The following is a 16,281-nucleotide window of genomic DNA, read 5'->3' as shown; positions in this document are numbered from 1 at the left end:
GGCGCCCCAGGCCCGCCTCCGGGCCGTCGTGCCGCCCATTGTCAGTGGGGTGCGGCAGCATCGTAGGTGTGAGGGGTGCGCCGACGATTCTCCATCTGGACATGGATGCCTTCTACGCCTCGGCGGAGCAGGCATCCAAGCCGAGCCTGCGCGGTAAGCCGGTGATCGTGGGGGGTCTGGGGCCGCGTGGCGTGGTCGCCACGGCCTCCTACGAGGCCCGGGTGTTCGGGGTGCATTCCGCCATGGCGATGGCCCAGGCCCGCCGCCTGTGTCCGAACGCGGCGTTCCTCATCCCCCGCTTCACCCTCTACCGCACGGTGAGCGACGCGGTCATGACCCTGCTGCACACGCTCTCGCCGCTTGTGGAGCCGCTCAGTCTGGACGAGGCGTTCGTCGATCTGGAGGCGGGCGGCACCGAGCCCACCGTCGGGGCGGCGCGCGCCGTGGGGGAGCGGCTGCGGGCCGACATCAAGGCGGCCACCGGGCTGACCGGCTCGGTGGGGCTCGCCGGATCCAAGATGCTCGCCAAGATCGCTTCGGAGCAGGCCAAGCCCGACGGCATGGTGGTCATCGACCCGGGGACGGAGCGCGAGCTGCTCGGCCCCATGTCGGTGCGGACACTCCCGGGCGTCGGCCCCGCCACGGCGGAGACGCTGCGCCGGGCCGGGATCCACACCGTGGCCGAGACCCGGGAGGCGGGCGAGGCCGAGCTGGTGCGGCTGCTGGGCCGGGCCCACGGCGCGTCGCTCTTCCTGATGGCCGAGGGCCGGGACGAGCGGCCCGTCGTCGCCGAGCGGGACGCCAAGTCCATCTCGGTGGAGGACACCTTCGACGTCGACCTCACCGACCGGACCCGGGTGCAGCTGGAGATCACACGGCTCGCCGACCGCTGTGTGCGACGGCTGCGCGAGGCGGGCCGCTCGGGGCGGACGGTCGTGATCAAGGTGCGGCGGTACGACTTCTCCACGCTGACCCGTTCGGAGACCCTGCGCGGGCCGACCGACGATCCGGGGGTGGTGCGGGAGGCCGCCGCACGGCTGATCGACGGCGTGGACACCACGGCGGGTGTGCGGCTGCTGGGGGTCGGGGTCAGCGGTCTGGCTGACTACACCCAGGAGGATCTCTTCGCGCAGGCAGCGCAGGCAGCGCAGGCAGCGCAGGCAGCGCAGGCCGCGCAGGCCGCCCAGGCGGCTCAGGAGGCCCATGAGGCCCTGGGGGACGCCCGGCGCGTGCCGGGGCCCGAGGGGCCGGAGCGTGTGGGAGAGGGCGCGGGAGAGGCTTCTGAGGACGCTGAGAAGCCGCGCCGCTGGCTGCCGGGCTCCGATGTGCGGCACGCCGAGTACGGGGCGGGCTGGGTGCAGGGGAGCGGGGTGGGCCGGGTGACCGTGCGCTTCGAGGAGCCCTGGTCGCGGCCGGGGCGGGTGCGGACGTTCGCGGTGGACGACCCGGCGCTGGAGCCGACCGAACCGCTGCCCCTGCTGCGACCGGACGCGGATGCGGCTCCGGGCCTGGACGCGGTCCCGGGGGAGCCCGCGACCCCGGACGTGGACGGGGCTTCGGACGTGGACGGGGCTTCGGACGTGGACCCAGGCCCGGACGCGGATCTGGCCCCGAACCTGGCCGTGAGCCCGGACCCGGACGCGAGCCCGACCGCGGAGGAGGCTGCGGGCCCGGTTCCCGAGGACGCCGCGAGCCCGGGCCCCGATGTGGCCCGGAAGGCGGCCACGGACCCGGCCTCGATCCCGGGAGAGGCTGCGGACCTGGTCTCGGATGACGTCGTGTGCCCGCGCCCCGACGTGGCCCGGGAGGTCGTCACGGACCCGGACCCGGCCTCCGAGGACGCCGCGGGTCCGCCCCTCGACGGGGCCCCGGAGGAGGCTTCGGACCTGGCCCCGGACGGGACGACGGGCCGGGAGGGGACCACGGGCCTGAACCCGGGGGAGCGCATAGCCCCGGGCCCAGAGCAGACCGCGGGCCCGGATGACCTGGCCCCGGGAGCGGACGGCCTGACCGAGGGCGCGGATGGGCTGGCCCCGGGACTGGGCGGGGGATCCGGGCGGGGGCAGGGCCTGGGCCATATGCGGGGCCCGGCCTCAGGACACGAGCAGAGCAAGCCGCAGCCCCAAGGTCAGCCCGTGACGTCCAGCCCGTAGTGGTGGTAGAGCTGCAACTCCTGCTCGGGGGAGAGGTGGCGGCCGACGCCGAAGTCCGGGGCGTCCTTGATCAGTGTTCGGTCGTACGGCACCCGCAGGGTGTCGCCGACGACCTCGCTCGGTTCGAGCGGCACGAAGACGTCCCGGCTGAACAGCCCGGTGCGTACGGCCGCCCATTCGGGCTCGCCGGTCGCGTCGTCGAGATAGACCTCGTCCACGGTGCCGATCTTGGAGCCCTCGCGGTCGAATGCCTTGCGGCCGATCAGGGTCCGCGGGTCGATATCGGTCTGCACGCTCTCTCCCACAGGTGGCAAGTGACCATTGATACCTACAAAAAGCCACATCACCGCGCTCGGCCACTCGAACGCCGGCGACCGTCCCCCACGATAGAACCGCTGGTACGCTGACTGTGGCTGTAAACCCCGTGCGGGAGAGTCCTCCGCCGACGCTGTCGGAGGCGCCGAAGGAGCAAACCCTCCCCGGAATCTCTCAGGCACACGTACCGTGCGGGTGAGGTCACTCTGGAAAGCAGGGCGGGCCACGGGCTAGCAGAGCTCCGGAACCCCTCCTCACCGACGGTGAAAACCGGTCAGGCGGTACGTGGACCGGTGAAGCTCTCAGGTTGAGATGACAGAGGGGGAGGCCGTCCGGGCACCCGCGCCGCGGTGCCCCTCGCCGGTCGTTACAGACCAGGAGGCCCCCGCAGATGACCGCCAATCGCATCGCACTCTCCGACTTGGAACGCGGTACTCCGTTCGAGCAGCGCCATATCGGCCCCGACGGCGAGGCGCAGGCCAAGATGCTCGCCCACGTCGGCTTCGGCTCGCTGGACGAGCTCACCGAGGCCGCCGTACCGGAGGTCATAAGGAGCACCGAGGCGCTGAATGCCCTGCCCCCGGCCCGCAGCGAGCCGGAGGTCATCGCCGAGCTGCGCGGGCTCGCCGACCGCAACCAGGTGCTGCCGTCGATGATCGGTCTCGGCTACTACGGCACCCACACCCCGCCGGTGATCCTGCGCAATGTGCTGGAGAACCCCGCCTGGTACACCGCGTACACGCCCTACCAGCCGGAGATCTCCCAGGGTCGGCTCGAGGCCCTGCTCAACTTCCAGACCGTGGTCGCCGATCTGACCGGGCTGCCCACGGCCGGTTCCTCGCTGCTGGACGAGGCCACCGCGGCCGCCGAGGCGATGGCGCTGTCGCGGCGCGTCGGCAAGGTCAAGGAGGGCGTCTTCCTGGTCGACGCCGAGTGTCTGCCGCAGACCGTCGCGGTCCTGCGGACCCGCGCCGAGCCGACCGGTGTCGAGGTCGTCGTCGCCGATCTGGCCGAGGGCATTCCGGACGAGATCGCCGAACGCGGGGTCTTCGGCGTACTGCTGCAGTACCCGGGCGCCTCCGGCGTGGTGCGCGATCCCCGGCCGGTCATCGAGCGCGCCCATGAGCTGGGCGCCATCGTCACCGTCGCCGCCGATCTGCTCGCGCTCACCCTGCTCACCTCGCCCGGCGAGCTGGGCGCGGACATCGCGGTGGGCAACAGCCAGCGGTTCGGTGTCCCGATGGGCTTCGGCGGACCGCACGCCGGGTTCATGTCGGTGCGCGACGCCTACGCCCGCAACCTTCCCGGCCGGCTGGTCGGGGTCTCCGTGGACGCCGACGGCGACAAGGCGTACCGGCTGGCGCTGCAGACCCGTGAGCAGCACATCCGCCGGGAGAAGGCCACCAGCAATATCTGCACCGCCCAGGTGCTGCTGGCCGTGATGGCCGGGATGTACGCCGTCTACCACGGCCCGGACGGGCTCGCCGCGATCGCCCGCCGCACCCACCGCTACGCCTCGGTGCTCGCCGAGGGGCTGCGGGCCGGCGGTGTCGAGGTGGTGCACGGCGCGTTCTTCGACACTCTCACCGCGCGAGTGCCGGGCCGGGCCGCCGAGGTGGTCGCCGCGGGCCGGGAGGCCGGGGTCAACCTTCGGCTGGCCGACGCCGACCACGTCGGCATCGCCTGCGACGAGACCACCGCCCGTGCGCAGCTCGCCGCCGTGTGGTCCGCCTTCGGGGTGGACGGCGGAAACGGCGACGCCACCGGGATCCCCGGCATCGACGAGCTGGACGCCGCGGCGCCGGACGCGCTGCCCGCGGCCCTGCTGCGCCACGACGGCTATCTGGCCCACCCGGTCTTCCACCAGCACCGCTCCGAGACGGCGATGCTGCGCTATCTGCGGCGGCTGGCCGACCGGGACTACGCCCTGGACCGCGGCATGATCCCGCTCGGCTCCTGCACCATGAAGCTCAACGCGACCACCGAGATGGAGCCGGTCACCTGGCCCGAGTTCGGCGCGCTGCACCCCTTCGCACCGGCCGAGCAGGCCCAGGGCTATCTGACCCTGATCCGTGAGCTGGAGGAGCGGCTGGCCGAGGTCACCGGCTATGACAAGGTCTCCCTGCAGCCGAACGCCGGATCCCAGGGCGAGCTCGCCGGGCTGCTCGCGGTGCGCGCCTATCACCGTGCCAACGGGGACACCCAGCGCACCGTCTGCCTGATCCCGTCCTCCGCGCACGGCACCAACGCCGCCAGCGCCGTGATGGCCGGCATGAAGGTCGTCGTGGTCAAGACCGGTGAGGACGGCGAGATCGACACCGGCGACCTGCGTGCCAAGATCGAGAAGCATGGTGCCGAACTGGCCGTGCTGATGGTCACCTACCCCTCCACCCACGGTGTGTTCGAGGGGCACATCACCGAGATCTGCGCGGCCGTGCACGACGCGGGCGGTCAGGTCTACGTGGACGGCGCCAACCTCAACGCGCTGGTCGGGCTCGCCGAGCCGGGCCGGTTCGGCGGCGATGTCTCGCATCTGAACCTGCACAAGACCTTCTGCATCCCGCACGGCGGTGGCGGTCCCGGCGTCGGGCCGGTCGCGGTGCGCGAGCACCTGGCGCCCTACCTCCCCAACCATCCGCTGCAGCCCGCCGCGGGCCCGGCCACCGGAGTCGGCCCGGTCTCGGCCGCGCCGTGGGGCTCCGCGGGGATCCTGCCGATCTCCTGGGCGTACATCCGGCTGATGGGCGCCGAGGGGCTGCGCCGCGCGACCCAGGTCGCGGTGCTCGGCGCCAACTATGTCGCCAAGCGTCTCGAGCCGCACTACCCGGTGCTCTACACCGGCCCCGGCGGCCTGGTGGCCCATGAGTGCATCGTGGATCTGCGGCCGCTGACGAAGGCCACCGGCGTGACGGTCGACGATGTGGCCAAGCGCCTGATCGACTACGGCTTCCACGCGCCGACGATGTCGTTCCCCGTCGCCGGGACGCTGATGATCGAGCCGACCGAGAGCGAGGATCTGACGGAGCTGGACCGCTTCTGCCAGGCGATGATCGCCATCCGGGCCGAGATCGAGAAGGTCGGCTCCGGCGAGTGGGCCAAGGAGGACAACCCGCTCCGGAACGCCCCGCATACGGCGGCGTCGCTGACCGGGGAGTGGGACCACCCGTACTCCCGGGAGGAAGCGGTCTTCCCGGCCGGGGTCTCGGCGGCCGACAAGTACTGGCCGCCGGTGCGGCGGATCGACGGGGCCTATGGGGACCGTAACCTCGTCTGCTCCTGCCCGCCGCTGGAGTCCTACGAGGGCTGAGGGCTTCCCCTCCGAACTCGGAGACTCGCAGGCGCGTCAATGGGGCCGGTGCGGCGGATACGCCGGGCCGGCCCCTGCGGGTACGTGCCGTCGACGGCGGGTCAGGCCATGGTGACGGCGTGGGCGACCGTCAGGCCGCGGTGACGATGTGCTCGGAACCCCGCGGCCGGCAGGGTGCGATGACGCGCCCGTCCGGCAGCAGCTCACCGGTGTCCTCGAAGAGCAGGACGCCGTTGCACAGCAGGCTCCATCCCTGCTCCGGGTGGTGCGCCACCAGATGGGCGGCCTCCCGGTCGGCGGAGTCGGCTGACGGGCAGGGTGGTTGATGCTGGCACATGACAGGGTTCTTTCGCTGCGGAGTGGTGAAGGTCCTGCGGCTCGCTGCGGCGTTCATGGCCGCCCCCCGTGGTTTGAGTCGGTCGATTGCTCCAGTGTTGCCCTACGGCCTGGAATCCGCAGGGATTTCGCGGTACCGGTCTCGCTAGATAATGACGCATCACCCGTCCGGACGGTTCATCGCCGCCGGACTGTTACGAGGATGCTGCGGAGCGCCCCGTGACCCGGCGGTCACGGGGCGCTCCCAACCTGGCGGAGGCCCAGGTCAGGCGGGTGAGCCAAGCAAGGGAGCCCGGGTGAGCCGGTGGGTGAGAACCGGCAGCAAATCCGTCGCGCGATGCGCCCGGTGGGGCGCGATCCCCGGCGGGGCCGGGGCGAGCGGCACCAACAGGTCCCCCGCGCCGAGGCCGCCTTCGGCGCCGTCCGCCGTCAGGTCGCCGTGCAGCCAGAGCGTGACCATGTAGAGCTCGGGAATGGACAGCAGCCGCGGTTGGTACCCCGAGGGCAGCGACTCGGCCTGGCTCAGGGCGAGTTCGGCCGAGCTGACATAGGGGCCCTCGGAGAAGTGTGAGAAGGCCCAGCCGTCGGCGGTGAGCATCGCCTCGGCGGCGGCCACCGTGCGGTTGCCGTCGCGGATCAGGAAGCGCCAGCCGGTGAGCCGGGTGCGTGGCGGGCCGTCGGCGGTGGTGATGTCGTCCAGGACATGGACGGGGAGCGGAAGTTCGGGTTCGAAGGGGCCGGTGAGCGTGGAGAGTACCGGGGTGCGGGCCTCGCGGACGGCGGTGGGGGAATCAAGGGCCGTGAGGACGCTGCGCAGGGCGGGCGCGGGGGCCTGGGGCACATGCAGCGGCATGGTGGGTCGCCTCTCGCTTGGAGACACGGTGAAGCGATAGCGGGCCGGGTTTGGGCGGCGCTGTCGGTGGAACACGGGTCAGAGGGGAACCGGAACAGACCGTTCGGGCCTTATCTCTCTGCCTCGTTAGCCGAGTTTATACGACACATGTTCCCGTTGTGTTTCATCTAGCCGCTGCCCGCATTGCCGACAAGACGTTATCCAGACCCTGAGAAGGCGGGGATTTTCCCCGATTCCATGCCAGATGAACGGATATGACCTGGCATTTTGAGGCCGACGCGGTAGGCTGGAACTCGCCGGTCCAATTTTCCGGCGCAATGAAGAGTTCCAGAGAGCCTACCGGCTGGGTGGGGATCGCGGGGCGTTATCGATCACATTGGTGGGCATCATCGAGCGTGGTGTGCAGACGGCTGGCACCGATGATCCACTCGAGGAGGGACGCTTCGATGGGGGACAAGCTCATAGCCGGTGAGTTCGACCCGTCCGGCCGGCGACGGCAGCGCGTCCGGTTGCGGCAGTGCCTCGACGGGCTGGGCCGGCTCCTGGCCGACAAGCGATTCGACCGCCCGAAGAATCTGATGGGGCTGGAGATCGAGCTGAATCTCGCCGGGGCCGACGGACTGCCGAGGATGATGAACGCGGAGGTTCTGGAGCGTATCGGGAGTCATGATTTCCAGACCGAACTCGGGCAGTGCAATCTTGAAGTAAACATCGTGCCCCACCGTTTGCGCGGACGCGTTCTCGATCAGCTCTCGGAAGAGCTACGGACCGGTTTGTCATATGCCGATCGCAAGGCGCGGGAAGTGTCCTCCGAGATCGTAATGATCGGAATTCTGCCGACCCTCGCCGCGGACGATCTGGGATCCACGAGCCTCTCCTATGACGACCGTTACAAACTCCTCAACGAGCAGATGCTGGCCGCCCGCGGCGAGGATTTCCTCATCGACATCGAGGGCCGTGAGCGGTTCACCTACGCCAGCGCCTCCATCGCCCCCGAGGCGGCCTGCACCTCCGTCCAGCTCCATCTCCAGGTCACCCCGGGGCGCTTCGCGGACGCGTGGAACGCGGCGCAGGCGGTGGCCGCCGTACAGATCGCGATCGGCGCCAACTCCCCCTTCGTCTTCGGCCATGAGGCATGGCGCGAATCCCGGCCGCCGCTGTTCCTTCAGGCCACCGATGTGCGTCCGCCGGAGATCGCCGCCCAGGGGGCGCGCCCGCGCACCTGGTTCGGCGAGCGCTGGATCGGTTCCGCCTACGAGCTGTTCGAGGAGAACCTGCGCTATTTCCCGCCCCTGCTCTCCACCGGCGAGGACGAGGACCCGCTGCGGGTGCTGGACGGGGGCGGGGTGCCCGAGCTCCAGGAACTGGCGCTGCACAACGGCACGATCTACCGCTGGAACCGGCCCGTCTACGATGTCGTGGACGGTGTTCCGCATCTGCGCGTGGAGAACCGTGTGCTTCCGGCGGGGCCCACCGTCACCGATGTCATCGCCAACGCCGCCTTCTACTACGGACTGGTCAGGGCGCTCGCCGAGGAGTCTCGCCCGGTGTGGACCCGGCTGCCGTTCGCGGCCGCCGCCGCCAACTTCGACGCGGCCTGCCGGCACGGCATCGACGCGGTCCTGCAGTGGCCCAGATCCGGCCGGTCGGCCTCCCTGGCCCGCACCTCCGCCGTACGGCTGGTCCGCGAGGAGCTGCTGCCGCTCGCCGCGTCCGGCCTCGACTCCTGGGGCGTGGAGCCCGCCGACCGCGACCGCTATCTCGGCGTGATCGAGGAGCGCTGCAAGCTGCGGGTCAACGGCGCGTCCTGGCAGACGGCCACCTACCACCGGGCGCTGGCCGGCGGGCTGGACCGGGACGCCGCGCTCGCGGCCATGACCCGCCGCTACTGCGCCCTGATGCGGACCGACGCGCCGGTGCACACCTGGCCCACCGATCTCTCCGGGTGACGCCCACACCGGCGACCATGACACCGTATTGTCCGGTGAGCGGGGCGGACGCGCCCGATGAGGCGGACAAGCGGAAGTGGGGACAGGAGTGCGGTCACAGGCGCGGGGCGCGGATGCCCCGGTCGAGGACAGGCTCTCGCGGCGCATGCTGCGCACTGAGACGCTGCTCGTGCTGGCGCTGTCCCTCGGCGCGAGCGGGCTCTCCGCACTGATCAGCTTTATCGGCTCGGTGACCAAACCGGGCGGGCTCAAGGACCAGGCGGCCAATCTCAACTCCTCCGCCGCGCCGGGTCGGCCCTGGCTGGATCTCGCCTGGCAGCTGTTCGGCATCTCGACCGCGCTGGTGCCGGTCGCGCTCGTGGCCCATCTGCTGCTGCGCGAGGGCGCCGGGCTGCGGACGATCGGCTTCGACCGCGACCGGCCGCGGTTCGACCTGGCGTGGGGCGCCGCGGTCGCGGCCGCGATCGGCGGCACCGGGCTGCTGCTGTACCTGGGAGCGCGGGCGGCCGGGGGCAATCTGACGGTGGTGCCCGAGTCGCTGCCCGATGTGTGGTGGAAGATTCCTGTACTGATCGCCTCCGCCGTGCAGAACGCGGTGCTGGAGGAGGTGATCGTGGTCGGCTATCTGCTGCGCAGGCTCGGGCAGTTGGGCTGGACCCCGATGGCCGCCCTGCTGGCCAGCTCGGTGCTGCGCGGTTCGTACCACCTCTACCAGGGGATCGGCGGCTTCTTCGGCAACCTGGCGATGGGTGTGATCTTCGTGCTGCTCTACCGCCGCTGGGGGCGGGTCGGGCCGCTGGTCGCCGCGCATGCGTTGATCGACATCGTGGCCTTCGTCGGATACGCCCTGCTGGCGGGCCGGGTGGACTGGCTGCCCACGGCCTGACCCGCCATCCGTCGTGACCGATGGGTCTCAGGCCAGCAGTTCGCCGTCGATGACGGTGACGGCGCCGCCCGTCAGCAGCGTACGGTCGCCGCGCAGCGCGGTGCGGACCAGGCCGGTGCGCGCGGACGCCTGCATCCCGGTCAGCTCGTCGCGGCCGAACCGGGCCGACCAGTAGGGCGCGAGCGCGGTGTGGGCGCTGCCGGTGACGGGGTCCTCGTCGATGCCGACGGCCGGGGCGAACATCCGCGAGACGAAGTCGTAGCCGCGCGTGGGATCCTCGGCGGCCGCGGTCACGATGACGCCCCGGTGGCTGATCCGCTTGAGTGAGGCGAGGTCGGGGGCCAGGGCGCGCACGGTCTTCTCGTCGGCCAGCTCGATCAGCAGATCGTCGATGTGCGGGCCGGCGTGATGGGCGGACACGATCTCGGCGCCGAGCGCTCCGGCGACCTCGGCCGTCTTCTGGGGGACCGGCAGCGCGGTCAGTGAGGCCGTGGGGAAGTCCAGCGTGATGGAGCCGCCGTCGTCGGCCGTCGCCGACAGGACCCCGCTGAGGGTGGCGAAGCGGACCGTGCCGGTCGCGGCCCCCGTGGTCTTCAGGACATGGGCGGTGGCGAGCGTGGCATGGCCGCACATGGGCGCCTCGGTGACCGGGGTGAACCAGCGCAGCGCCCAGTCCGCCTCCGCGGTCTGCGGGAGCGGATGGGCGAAGGCGGTCTCGGCGAGATTGACCTCGGCGGCGACCTGCTGCAGCCGGCCGTCGTCCGGGAAGGAGTCGGTGTCGAGAAGGACGACCCCGGCCGGGTTGCCGGCGAAGGGGTGCTCGGTGAAGGCGTCGACGATACGTATCCGCATACCGCCGACCGTAGGCGGCGGTATGCGGGGCAGCCATGGCCAATCCTCCAGCCGTGGCACCCCCTGGGGGCGGTGGTGTCGGCCCTGGCCGGTGGTGCGGGGAGCGAGGGCCGACTACCCCTCGTCGGCGGCGAACAGCTCGAGGTGCCCGCACTCAGGGCAGCGGAACGCCGCTATCTTCCGCCGGGGACGGCCGATCCGCTTGGCGCCCCCGAAGAGTCCCCGCTCCATCGCCCCCTCGATCCAGCGCGCGTACCCGCGCGAATGCTCACCGGCGTCCTCGATGAATCCTTCCGCCAGGCCGACGGTGCCGCAGTGGGTGCACGTGTTGTTCTTCATGCCGTGAGTCTAGGAAACGGCGCGGCCAGGAAGAACCCGTAGCCGAGCACTCGGACGACAACCGGCTTCACGCAAGCCGGCGAGCCACAGGGGTTGGCATCCGATCGGTTCCGATATATCGTTGACGTGTCGTGATGGATCGACGATAGGAAGGAGCGTCACGATGCGTTCCCATGGACATGGACGTGAACACTGCGGACCCGGCCACCGCGGCCGGGGCGAGGGTGAGGGGCGGCGCGCGGCATTCGGCCCGTTCGGCCCCGGTTTCGACGGCCCGCCCTTCGGTGGGCCCCCGTTCGGCGGCCGAGGCCGCGGCGGCCCCGGTGGCCGCGGGCCGCGTGGGCGGGCGCGGCGCGGCGATGTGCGCGCCTCGATCCTGGCCCTGCTGAAGGACCGCCCGATGCATGGCTACGAGATGATCCAGGAGATCGCCGAGCGCAGCGGGGGAGCCTGGCGGCCCAGCCCCGGCTCGGTGTATCCCACGCTTCAGCTGCTCGAGGACGAGGGGCTGATCGGCAGCGAGAGCGAGGGCGGCAAGAAGCTGTTCGCGCTCACCGACGCCGGCCGTACCGAGGCCGAGGCGGGGCCCGCGGCCCCGTGGGAGGAGGCCGGGCGCGGCATCGACTGGGAGGCCATGCGGGAGGTCCGTCAGGCGGGCTTCGGGCTGATGGAGGCGTTCTCCCAGGTCTGGCGCACCGGCAGCGCGGAGCAGCGGCAGAAGGCCGTCTCCGTCATCAATGAGTCGCGCAAGCGGCTGTATCTCATCCTCGCCGAGCAGGACGAGGAGAAGGGCGGTGCCGAGCGGGGCGGCGAGAGCTGAGCCCGATCGGACGGGGGTACGGCCGCACGGGGGCGGCGGGGCGGGGGATCCGGTGCCTGTTGGGCGTCAGACGACCAGCGCGCTCAGCTTGCGCAGTGACTCATTGAGCGCGCCGGTCGCCGAGTCCTTCAGCTTCCCGGCCATCAAGGAGACCGCCGCCCCCGTGAACTCCCCGTCCACGCGCACCGTCGTGGCATCGCCGTCCGGTGTGAGCGAATAGCGCATGGCGAGGTTCACGCCCATCGGGCCCTTGCCCCGGGTGGCCAACAGCCGGGCGGGTTCGCACTCCTCGACGGTCCAGGTCACCTCGGCCGGAAAGCCCATCAGTCTCATGTTCTCCTCATAGGTCGCCGCCACTTCCAGCGTGGCCGGGCCGCCCCGCGGAAAGCTGGTGTGGGTGGCGTTCCAGTCGCCGTATGTGGAGAAGTCCGTCAGCCGGGCCCAGACCTTCTCCGCCGGTGCCTCGATGCGTGTCTGCGCGCTGACCTCGGCCATGGGGGAGTCCCTTCGGCGGGTTCCTGCGGTGTGTGGTGCGACGGTGCCGGGCAACGTAGCCCCGGGGTCCGGAATATTCAATACTGACGAGTCGTCAGTTCCGGTGTTCCCCCTTCCTCTCCTCCCCGAGGACGAGAACCGGTCATCCGCGCACAACCATGGTGGGATGCGCACATGCTTCCTGGCGAGGATGCTCCGGCCTCAAGGGACTGATGGGGTGAGAGCGTGCGAAGTCGTACCCTTTCCGCCGGCCCGGACGACGCCGGATGCGAGGACCGGGTCAGCGAAGTGGTGGCCACCGTGATCGCGGGAGCTCGTCGGCGCGCCGTACGCGATGGCGACGCGCAGATCGACACCGCCCATCTGCTGCACGGCCTCCTGGAGTCCGACCCGGATCTGCGCGAGGTGTTTCCCGGCGGCACGCCCCAGGTGATACGGCTGCTGGGGTATCTGGTGCAGCGAGTCATCGGCTACGGGCTCCGGTGGAGCGGCACCGTCGAGGTCTCGGGAGCGGCGCCGTCGGCGGGGAGCGGGCCGGCCGGGTGGTCGCCCGCCGCGACGGCCGCCCTCGATGCGGCGGTCCGCCGCGCCGCCTCCCGTGGCGGGTCCCGCGCCGGTGGCCTAGATCTCCTCGCCGCGTTCGTCCGTGACCGGGAATGCCGCGCCATGGAGGTGCTGCGGCGCGCGGGCGTCGCCGTCGAACCGCTGGTCACCGCCCTGGCCGTGGAGACCTGCCAGCAGTCAACGGGATGACGGTGCTGACGCGAGCTGACATGATGGCCCGGTGCAGGTATCCGGAGGCCACTCACGGCAGAGGAAGGTCGGCCTGGGGCTCGCCCTGGTGTCGGCGCTCACGTTCGGCGGATCGGGTGTCGCCGCCAAACCGCTGATCGAGGCGGGGCTCGCGCCGCTCGAGGTCACTTGGCTGCGGGTGACCGGCGCGGCCCTGATCCTGCTGCCCCTGGCCTGGCGCCATCGCCGGCTGCTGACCCGCCGCCCCGCCCTGCTGGTGGGGTTCGGCCTGCTGGCCGTCGCGGGAGTGCAGGCCTGCTACTTCGCGGCGCTCTCCCGGATCCCCGTCGGCGTCGCGCTGCTCGTCGAATACCTGGCGCCCGCGCTGGTGCTGGGATGGGTGCGGTTCGTCCAGCGCCGGCCGGTGAGCCGGGCCGCGGCGATCGGCGTCGTCCTGGCCGTCGGCGGACTCGCGTGTGTGGTGGAGGTCTGGTCCGGGCTGAGCTTCAACGCCCTCGGACTGCTGCTCGCCTTCGGCGCGGCCTTCTGCCAGGTGGGCTACTTCGTCCTCTCCGACCACGGCAGCGACGGCCAGGACCCGGCGGATCCGCTCGGCGTCATCGCCTATGGACTGCTGATCGGGGCCGTCGCGCTGACCGTGGTGGGCCGCCCCTGGGGCATGGACTGGACGGTCCTCGCCGGCGGCGCCGACCTGGCGGGCGCCCGCGTTCCCGCCCTGGTGCTGCTCGCCTGGATCGTGCTGGTGGCGACGGTGATCGCGTATCTCACCGGGGTGCTGTCGGTGCGTCGGCTCTCACCGCAGGTGGCCGGGGTGCTCGCCTGTCTGGAGGCGGTCATCGCGACCGTTCTGGCGTGGGTGCTGCTGGATGAGCACCTGGGCGCGGCGCAGGTCGTCGGCGGTGTGGTGGTGCTGGCCGGCGCACTGATCGCCCAGACCTCCACCCCGAAGGCCGCCGCCGCCGAGCCGGTGGCGGCCTCGGCGCCGGTCGAGGGGGAGCGGGAGTACACGGCGGGAGGGTGACCGCCCCCGTTCCCGACGTACGACGACCCGGAGGGCGGCGAGGCCTCCCCGGTCAGAGCCGGGTGAGGTAGCCGGGCACCGGCGTGTCGGGTGCGAGATCCTCGGCGGGCTCCGGCGCGCCGTACGCGCGGGCGACGGGCACCACGCCGCTCCAGTGGGGGAGCCCCAGATCCTCGGCGTCGTCGCTGGGCCCGCCGGTGCGGATCTTCGCGGAGACCTCTTCGAGGTCGAGGCTGAGCACGGCGGTGGCGGCCAGCTCCTTGGCGTTGGCGGGCCGGGAGTCGGCGGCGCGGCCCGGCACCACATGGTCCACCAGGGCGTCCAGGGCCGCGGTGCGCTCGGCCGGATCGGTCACCGGCCGGGCGATGCCGTGCACCACCACCGAGCGGTAGTTGATGGAGTGGTGGAACGCCGAGCGGGCCAGGACCAGCCCGTCGACATGGGTGACGGTGAGACACACCGGCAGCCCCGGCTCCTCGCCGCCCGGCGCGCCCGCCATGCGCAGGGGGCGCGCGCCCGTCGAACCGTGGAGGTACAGCCGCTCCCCGACCCGGCCGTAGAGGGTCGGCAGGACGACGGGGGCGCCATCGCGTAGGAAGCCCAGATGGCAGACATAGCCCTCGTCGAGGATCGCGTGCACCACCTCCCGGTCGTACGACGCGCGCTCGCGGGAGCGGGTGGGCACGGTGCGGTCGGTGGGCGCGTAGGCGTTGTCGGGCGCGTTGGTCGCGGCGGTGGCGTCCGGGGCGGGCATTTGCGTCCTCCATTGCATTAGTGCAAAATAGCGTTTGTGCTAGGAGAATATCCGATCGTCGGCCGACGCGCAGCCGAGATCGCGGCCAGTGTGGAGCGCGCGGTTGGCGCCGGTGAGCTGCCGCCGGGTCAACTGCTGCCGCCCTTGCGGGAGTTGGCGCAGCGGCTGAGCGTGAATCCCAATACGGTCGCGGCCGCCTATCGCGTGCTGCGCGAACGGGGCGTGATCGAAACGGCGGGGCGCCGGGGAAGCCGGGTGCGCTCCCGCCCCTCCAGTACGCCCCGCGAGTGGATCGGCGTCGATGCCACCGGGGCGCGCGACCTGTCGAGCGGCAACCCCGATCCCGCGCTGCTGCCCCCGCTCGGCGCGCCGCTCGCGGCGGCCGCGGCCCGGGCGGCGGAGCGCCCCACGCTGTACGGCGCGCCGGATGTCGTCCCCGAGGTCGCCGGACTCGCCCGGGCCGCGCTCGACGCGGACGGGGTGCCGGCCGGGCCGGTCGCCGTCACCTCCGGCGCGCTCGACGCGATCGAGCGAGTACTGGCCGCGCATCTGCGTCCCGGTGACGCGGTCGCGGTCGAGGACCCCGGCTGGGGCAGTCTGCTCGACCTGATCCCGGCGCTCGGGCTGCGTGCCGTCCCGGTCGGAGTCGACGACGACGGACCGCTGCCCGAGCGGGTGGAGCAGGCGCTGGCCCAGGGGGCGCGGGCGCTGGTGGTCACCGACCGGGCGCAGAACCCGACCGGCGCGGTGGTGAGCGCGACACGCGCCCGGGAGCTGCGCACCGTGCTCGCCGCCCACCCTTCCGTGCTGCTGATCGAGGACGACCACGGGCACGGCATCGTGGACCTCCCGCTGCGCCTCCTGGCCGGGGGTACGGACCACTGGGCGCTGGTCCGCTCCACCGCCAAGGCGTACGGCCCGGATCTGCGGCTCGCCGTGCTCACCGGCGACCCCGTCACCCTGGACCGGGTGCGTGGCCGCCAGCGGCTGGGGCCGGGCTGGGTCAGCCATCTGCTGCAGGACACGGTCGGCGGGCTGTGGCGGACGGGTGCGGTCGACGCGGCGGCGGTGGCGGCGTCGTACGACACGCGGCGCGCCGCGCTGGTGCGGGCTCTGCGGGTGCGGGGGATCGCCGCGCACGGGCGGAGCGGGATGAATGTGTGGGTGCCGGTCCCCGATGAGACCGGCGCGGTCGCCCGGCTGCTGGCCTCGGGCTGGGCCGTCGCCCCCGGGGCGCGCTTCCGCGTGGCCTCGCCACCGGGGATCCGGCTGACGGTCTCGCCGCTGGCTCCCGACGAGATCGAGACGGTCGCCGCCGCGGTGGCCGCGGCGGCGGGGGCGACGGTCTCGGGACGGCTGGACTAGTGCCCGGGATTCCGCACACCGACCACCGAGGGCGAGGGCTCAGCGCCAACCGGCGGGCGCGGCCGTGCCCTGGTGTTCGACGA

General features: G+C 72.1%; 15 protein-coding genes and 1 riboswitch. Of the genes, 8 read left to right on the top strand and 7 right to left on the bottom strand.

The genetic code is table 11. The features are described 5' to 3' along the window. The first annotated feature begins 68 nt into the window (after nucleotides 1-68). Entirely contained in the window at nucleotides 69-2,153 is a 2,085-nt protein-coding gene (locus AS97_RS05695) for a DNA polymerase IV (RefSeq protein WP_247204245.1), read from the top strand. Here AS97_RS05695 and AS97_RS05690 read toward each other — a convergent pair. Next, nucleotides 2,129-2,446, bottom strand: a complete 318-nt coding sequence (locus AS97_RS05690) for a PRC-barrel domain-containing protein (RefSeq protein ID WP_059143931.1) — start codon at nucleotides 2,444-2,446, stop codon at nucleotides 2,129-2,131. The two genes, AS97_RS05695 and AS97_RS05690, sit on opposite strands and share 25 nt — an antisense overlap. 124 nt (nucleotides 2,447-2,570) lie before the next feature. Then, a riboswitch (glycine riboswitch) is annotated at nucleotides 2,571-2,668 on the top strand. Between the two features lie 191 nt (nucleotides 2,669-2,859). On the opposite strand from AS97_RS05690, the gene gcvP reads away from it, so the two are divergent. Continuing rightward, entirely contained in the window at nucleotides 2,860-5,775 is a 2,916-nt protein-coding gene (gcvP, locus tag AS97_RS05685; protein WP_086710558.1) for an aminomethyl-transferring glycine dehydrogenase, read from the top strand. 130 nt (nucleotides 5,776-5,905) lie between these two features. Here the strand turns inward: gcvP and AS97_RS05680 are convergent, their stop codons facing one another. Together AS97_RS05680 and AS97_RS05675 are read right to left on the bottom strand one after the other, a co-directional pair. Continuing rightward, on the bottom strand, nucleotides 5,906-6,112 hold the full coding sequence (locus AS97_RS05680; protein ID WP_043236576.1) for a DUF5999 family protein: 207 nt from the start codon (nucleotides 6,110-6,112) through the stop codon (nucleotides 5,906-5,908). A 264-nt stretch (nucleotides 6,113-6,376) separates the two neighbouring features. Beyond that, nucleotides 6,377-6,964 (bottom strand): hypothetical protein, encoded by a 588-nt coding sequence (locus AS97_RS05675; RefSeq protein WP_059143928.1) that lies wholly within the window; start codon nucleotides 6,962-6,964, stop codon nucleotides 6,377-6,379. A gap of 446 nt (nucleotides 6,965-7,410) precedes the next feature. Here AS97_RS05675 and AS97_RS05670 point away from each other — a divergent pair, with 446 nt between their 5' ends. Further along, the gene (locus AS97_RS05670; protein ID WP_210564440.1) at nucleotides 7,411-8,913 is read left to right on the top strand and encodes a glutamate--cysteine ligase; all 1,503 of its coding nucleotides are present in this window, start codon (nucleotides 7,411-7,413) and stop codon (nucleotides 8,911-8,913) included. Nucleotides 8,914-9,058: 145 nt separating this feature from the next. Then, nucleotides 9,059-9,799 (top strand): CPBP family intramembrane glutamic endopeptidase, encoded by a 741-nt coding sequence (locus tag AS97_RS05665; protein WP_236670184.1) that lies wholly within the window; start codon nucleotides 9,059-9,061, stop codon nucleotides 9,797-9,799. Between the two features lie 27 nt (nucleotides 9,800-9,826). Here the strand turns inward: AS97_RS05665 and AS97_RS05660 are convergent, their stop codons facing one another. Both AS97_RS05660 and AS97_RS05655 read right to left on the bottom strand, forming a co-directional pair. Continuing rightward, complete coding sequence (locus AS97_RS05660; RefSeq protein WP_210564439.1) at nucleotides 9,827-10,651, bottom strand: PhzF family phenazine biosynthesis protein; 825 nt, start codon at nucleotides 10,649-10,651, stop codon at nucleotides 9,827-9,829. Between the two features lie 114 nt (nucleotides 10,652-10,765). Further along, on the bottom strand, nucleotides 10,766-10,990 hold the full coding sequence (locus AS97_RS05655) for a hypothetical protein (protein WP_059143924.1): 225 nt from the start codon (nucleotides 10,988-10,990) through the stop codon (nucleotides 10,766-10,768). 163 nt (nucleotides 10,991-11,153) lie between these two features. On the opposite strand from AS97_RS05655, the gene AS97_RS05650 reads away from it, so the two are divergent. Then, the gene (locus tag AS97_RS05650) at nucleotides 11,154-11,810 is read left to right on the top strand and encodes a PadR family transcriptional regulator (RefSeq protein WP_059143923.1); all 657 of its coding nucleotides are present in this window, start codon (nucleotides 11,154-11,156) and stop codon (nucleotides 11,808-11,810) included. A gap of 66 nt (nucleotides 11,811-11,876) precedes the next feature. Here the strand turns inward: AS97_RS05650 and AS97_RS05645 are convergent, their stop codons facing one another. Beyond that, the gene (locus AS97_RS05645; protein WP_059143922.1) at nucleotides 11,877-12,305 is read right to left on the bottom strand and encodes an SRPBCC family protein; all 429 of its coding nucleotides are present in this window, start codon (nucleotides 12,303-12,305) and stop codon (nucleotides 11,877-11,879) included. Between the two features lie 225 nt (nucleotides 12,306-12,530). Between AS97_RS05645 and AS97_RS05640 the strand changes: the two genes are divergently transcribed. Both AS97_RS05640 and AS97_RS05635 read left to right on the top strand, forming a co-directional pair. Continuing rightward, entirely contained in the window at nucleotides 12,531-13,058 is a 528-nt protein-coding gene (locus AS97_RS05640) for a Clp protease N-terminal domain-containing protein (RefSeq protein ID WP_079059340.1), read from the top strand. 31 nt (nucleotides 13,059-13,089) lie between these two features. After that, the gene (locus AS97_RS05635) at nucleotides 13,090-14,079 is read left to right on the top strand and encodes an EamA family transporter (protein ID WP_059143921.1); all 990 of its coding nucleotides are present in this window, start codon (nucleotides 13,090-13,092) and stop codon (nucleotides 14,077-14,079) included. 52 nt (nucleotides 14,080-14,131) lie between these two features. On the opposite strand, the gene AS97_RS05630 is transcribed toward AS97_RS05635, so the two are convergent. Further along, on the bottom strand, nucleotides 14,132-14,833 hold the full coding sequence (locus AS97_RS05630) for a pyridoxamine 5'-phosphate oxidase family protein (protein ID WP_059143920.1): 702 nt from the start codon (nucleotides 14,831-14,833) through the stop codon (nucleotides 14,132-14,134). A 36-nt stretch (nucleotides 14,834-14,869) separates the two neighbouring features. Between AS97_RS05630 and AS97_RS05625 the strand changes: the two genes are divergently transcribed. Then, complete coding sequence (locus AS97_RS05625) at nucleotides 14,870-16,198, top strand: aminotransferase class I/II-fold pyridoxal phosphate-dependent enzyme (RefSeq protein WP_210564438.1); 1,329 nt, start codon at nucleotides 14,870-14,872, stop codon at nucleotides 16,196-16,198. Nucleotides 16,199-16,281: the final 83 nt, after the last annotated feature.

Source organism: Streptomyces sp. AgN23 (genome assembly GCF_001598115.1).
Classification (GTDB): Bacteria; Actinomycetota; Actinomycetes; order Streptomycetales; family Streptomycetaceae; genus Streptomyces; species Streptomyces antimycoticus.
Note: the sequence above shows the minus strand (reverse complement) of the source record. Positions and strands in the feature narration are given on the sequence as shown.

Bases quoted from the DNA above. Each gene is read 5' to 3' on its own strand.
- gcvP (WP_086710558.1), top strand. From the start codon at position 2,860: ATGACCGCCAATCGCATCGCACTCTCCGACTTGGAACGCGGTACTCCG.
- AS97_RS05680 (WP_043236576.1), bottom strand. From the start codon at position 6,112: ATGTGCCAGCATCAACCACCCTGCCCGTCAGCCGACTCCGCCGACCGG.
- AS97_RS05675 (WP_059143928.1), bottom strand. From the start codon at position 6,964: ATGCCGCTGCATGTGCCCCAGGCCCCCGCGCCCGCCCTGCGCAGCGTC.
- AS97_RS05670 (WP_210564440.1), top strand. From the start codon at position 7,411: ATGGGGGACAAGCTCATAGCCGGTGAGTTCGACCCGTCCGGCCGGCGA.
- AS97_RS05665 (WP_236670184.1), top strand. From the start codon at position 9,059: ATGCTGCGCACTGAGACGCTGCTCGTGCTGGCGCTGTCCCTCGGCGCG.
- AS97_RS05660 (WP_210564439.1), bottom strand. From the start codon at position 10,651: ATGCGGATACGTATCGTCGACGCCTTCACCGAGCACCCCTTCGCCGGC.
- AS97_RS05655 (WP_059143924.1), bottom strand. From the start codon at position 10,990: ATGAAGAACAACACGTGCACCCACTGCGGCACCGTCGGCCTGGCGGAA.
- AS97_RS05650 (WP_059143923.1), top strand. From the start codon at position 11,154: ATGCGTTCCCATGGACATGGACGTGAACACTGCGGACCCGGCCACCGC.
- AS97_RS05645 (WP_059143922.1), bottom strand. From the start codon at position 12,305: ATGGCCGAGGTCAGCGCGCAGACACGCATCGAGGCACCGGCGGAGAAG.
- AS97_RS05630 (WP_059143920.1), bottom strand. From the start codon at position 14,833: ATGCCCGCCCCGGACGCCACCGCCGCGACCAACGCGCCCGACAACGCC.